2 protein-coding genes and 2 pseudogenes are annotated in these 3704 nt (G+C 63.4%); 1 reads left to right on the forward strand and 3 read right to left on the reverse strand.

Features of this window, described 5'->3' with window-relative positions; all coding sequences use genetic code 11:
* Window positions 1-410: 410 nt before the first annotated feature.
* Both ACS5Q1_RS47015 and ACS5Q1_RS47020 read right to left on the reverse strand, forming a co-directional pair.
* Window positions 411-530, reverse strand: a pseudogene (locus ACS5Q1_RS47015) (IS6 family transposase); the annotation flags it as partial.
* A 27-nt stretch (window positions 531-557) separates the two neighbouring features.
* Window positions 558-791, reverse strand: a complete 234-nt coding sequence (locus ACS5Q1_RS47020; RefSeq protein WP_473104647.1) for a hypothetical protein — start codon at window positions 789-791, stop codon at window positions 558-560.
* 311 nt (window positions 792-1102) lie between these two features.
* Here ACS5Q1_RS47020 and ACS5Q1_RS47025 point away from each other — a divergent pair, with 311 nt between their 5' ends.
* Window positions 1103-3358, forward strand: coding sequence for a PAS domain-containing sensor histidine kinase (locus ACS5Q1_RS47025; protein ID WP_473104648.1), 2256 nt, complete (start codon window positions 1103-1105; stop codon window positions 3356-3358).
* Window positions 3359-3576: 218 nt separating this feature from the next.
* Here ACS5Q1_RS47025 and ACS5Q1_RS47030 read toward each other — a convergent pair.
* A pseudogene (locus tag ACS5Q1_RS47030) lies at window positions 3577-3704 on the reverse strand (DUF4440 domain-containing protein); the annotation flags it as partial.

The raw sequence follows: 3704 nt of genomic DNA on the forward strand, positions 1-3704 counted from the left end.
GCTATTCTGCTGCATGGCTCGTCCCCTGTGCGGGAGGCTCGGCACCGGCCCATCCGGCGCAACCCTCGCTCATCGCATAGTGTGGACGAGCCACCTCCGCCGGCAACGAACATACGGTCTGGCAGGGGATAAGCTGCCAGGGGATAAGCTGAAATTGTAGAATCCTGAACTTGATTTGACGGACAGTGTGAGAGCGACTCGCACTCTGGCAGCTTGAATAATGGCTTGGAGCTTCGGCGGGCTCTCAAGCTCTGCGCCTGCGGCGCACCGCTCAGCGGCTCTGGGGCTTGACCACCCGCTTGGCCCAAGCTGAGGGCGACCATGCCAGAATGGCAAGTTCGGAACCCGGCTATCCCGGGCAGAACGAAATCTCGTCCGACACTGTCTGACAGGTCAAATCCAGACTTTCAGACCTCCTCATCAGACACAACGATGCTGCACTCGAGCAGCATCTCCTCGCCCAATCGCACGCTCAGTGGAAATCGGAAGTAGAGCCAAACGGCAGCGGCGCTAACCTGCGGGTGGAAAGCGGCGGCGCTTGTAGCTGACGGGCTTGGTCATGCCGCTGCTCTCCTCCAGAGGCCCTGACCAAGAGTTACCGTGACAGCCCCATTGGGGCCATGCGGCCGATCGCGAACACGTCCTGTGGCAGGTGGGGGCTGTTTCCAGCACGGTGGCAAGGCTTCAGGGGTGCTGCGGGCCTTCGCCTCCAGAACCACACGCCCGTCCCGCTCGACCGCAGAGATATGGGTCTCGTTCAGTGAGACGTCCAAACCGGCATAGGTTTTCATGGCTGCTCTCCTGTGCCCGTGGCCAGCCGATCTGATCGGCATCCAGGGAGAGCGTCCCATGACCCCGTGTTGATGATGTCCTGCGCCATGCTATTCCATTCCGCCACCGTTCCGCTGCGAGCGCTTTACCCGCAAGGTCGATCGGGACAAAATATCAACGGGCAAACGGGGTGACTGGCGGTGCGAGACAGCGGCTTGTGCCCCGTCGCTCTGGGCCTGCTGGGAGCGCCGGCGTGCCGGCTTGGCCTCACGACAAGGGCCGGCCCGATCACGGCACCGGGACCACCGCCCTGTCCCTGGCGAGGTGCAACATGCAGACGGAGCAGACCCAAGGACAAGATCATGCGACGTCGCCAATCGTCACGTCGCGTGCTCTTCCAGCGATTAGCGCCGTCATCGCTGCCGGGATCTTTGTTCTCGACACCATGACTCCCACAGAGGTCGCCGTCGCCGTGCTGTACGTGGCCGTTGTGCTGCTCTCAACCAGATTTCTTCAGGCGCGGGGTGTTGCGCTCGCGGCGGTGGGCTGCATGGCGCTGGCGATCCTCAGCTATGGGCTGTCGCAACACCATGCCTCGCCAAGCATTGCCCTTTCAAACCGCCTTCTCAGCCTCGCGGCGATCGGCGTGACGGCGTTCCTTGCCGTGCAAAGCCGATCGCGAGAAATGGTGCTGCGCGAGCAGGCGGGTCTCCTCGATCTGACCCATGACACGATCTTCGTGCGCGACATGAACGACGTCATCACCTACTGGAACCGTGGCGCCGAGGAGCTGTACGGGTGGCACAAGGGAGAGGCCGCCGGAAAGATCTCTCACGAGCTCATGCAGACGGTCTTTCCTAAGCCGCTCGAAGAGATCATGACCGAGTTGCTGCACACCGGCCGCTGGGACGGGGAACTCGTCCACACGAAGAAAGACGGCACGCAGGCGATCGTAGCGAGTCGCTGGTCGATGCAACGGGACGCGCGGGGCCGTCCTGTGGCGATCCTGGAGACCAACAACGACATCACTGAGCGCAAGCGGGCGGAGGAGGAGCTGCGGCGCAGCGAGGCCTACCTGGCGGAAGCGGAGGCGCTGAGCAAAAGCGGCAGTTGGGCCTGGAACCCGACCACGCAGGCGATCACCTACTGGTCACAGGAACGCTACCGCTTGTTTGGCTTCGATCCGAAAGTAGGTATGCCGTCCTTCGAGGCGGTTCTCCAGCGGATTCATCCGGAGGATCGGGGAAAGTGGCTCGCGAACACGGAAACCGCAATTCGTCTCAGGGGCGATTCCGAAACCGATTTCCGGATCGTCCTTCCGGACGGCGAGATCAAGCATCTGCGCGGAGTTGGCCATCCCGTTTACAGCGAGACCGGCGACCTGCTGGAGATCATCGGGGCGGCGATGGACGTTACCGAGCGCAAGCAGGCGGGAGAGGCGCTGCGGGCGAGCGAGGAGCGCTTTCGCACCCTCGTGCAATTCTCCTTCGATGTGTACTGGGAGACAGACGCGCAGCATCGCTTCATCCGCCAGGAGTTCGCCGAAGACCTTGCCGACGCGCCGGCACCGGGCTCCGAGATCGGGAAGACGCGCTGGGAAGTGCCCTACGTGGAGCCTGATGAAGAAGCCTGGCGCAAACACCGGGAGACGCTCGACGCGCATCTGCCGTTTCGTGATTTCGAGCTCGCGCGGCCTACGCCCGACGGCGGCAAGCGCTACGTGTCCGTTTCGGGGCTGCCAATATTTGACGGAACAGGACGCTTCATCGGCTACCGCGGTGTCGGACGGCACATCACTGAGCGCAAACAGGCGGAAGAGGCGCTGCACAAGGCGCAGGCCGAGCTCGCGCATGTCACGCGCGTGACCACGATGAGCGCGCTGACCGCCTCGATCGCGCATGAGGTCAACCAGCCGCTGGGCGCCATCGTCACCAATGCCAACGCGGCCCTGCGCTGGCTCGCCCGCCAGCCGCCCAACCTTGACGAGGTGCGGGAGACGCTGGGGCGCATCGTCCAGGACGGGCACCGGGCCGGTGCGGTGATCGGGCGGGTGCGCACACTGCTCAAGAAGACGGAGACCGTCAGGGAGCGCCTGGACCTGAACGAGCTCATCCAGGACACGGTCGCTCTCGTCCAGGGGGAGGTGCGCCGCCATCGCCTCCTGCTCCGAACCGCGCTGGCGCCCGACCTCCAGCCTGTGGTGGGCGACCGGGTGCAGTTGCAGCAGGTGATCCTCAACCTGGTGCTGAACGGCATCGAGGCCCTGAAGGAGGTGGCGGAGCGGCCGCGCGAGCTGCGGATCAGCACCGAGCGAGAGATTTCAGGCGGCGTGCGGATCATGGTGCGAGATACCGGTCCCGGACTGGATCCGGAAGCGGTCGAGCGCGTGTTCGAGGCCTTCTACACGACCAAACCGGAGGGGATGGGAATGGGGCTGGCGATCTGCCGGTCGATTATCGAGGCGCACGCGGGCCGGCTGTGGGCGAGCGCAAACGAGCCGCGAGGGACCGTGTTTCAGTTCACACTACCTGCAGAACGTGGCGAGACCATCTCCGCCGCGCGTACCGGCTCAACGATGGTGGCGTGACATTGCAGGACGTTGTCACATCAGCGAGCTTTGCTTGTCTCTACTGTCCCTCGCGCGCATACCGGATTGTGCACTTTCAATGGCTGAGGCCGCCAGGGCTCATCGCCAACGTGGCCTTTCCTTGCTTGGAGTGACAACGCCCGTTTAGGCGTTCGTTGTTCCCGGTTCCAACCGGCCTTGGATCGCTACGACGACTGTCGAAGACAGCCTTTACCTGCTCACTGTGTCAACGCCTTTTCGGGCATCATTGAGGAATGATGCGAGGAAATCAGCCACGTGCCGTTCTTGTACTCGTAGGTATAGGTGTAGCGGGCCGGAACCTGCGAGCCGTCCTTGAACGTGAAGG

This window comes from Microvirga sp. GN3 (assembly GCF_055792825.1).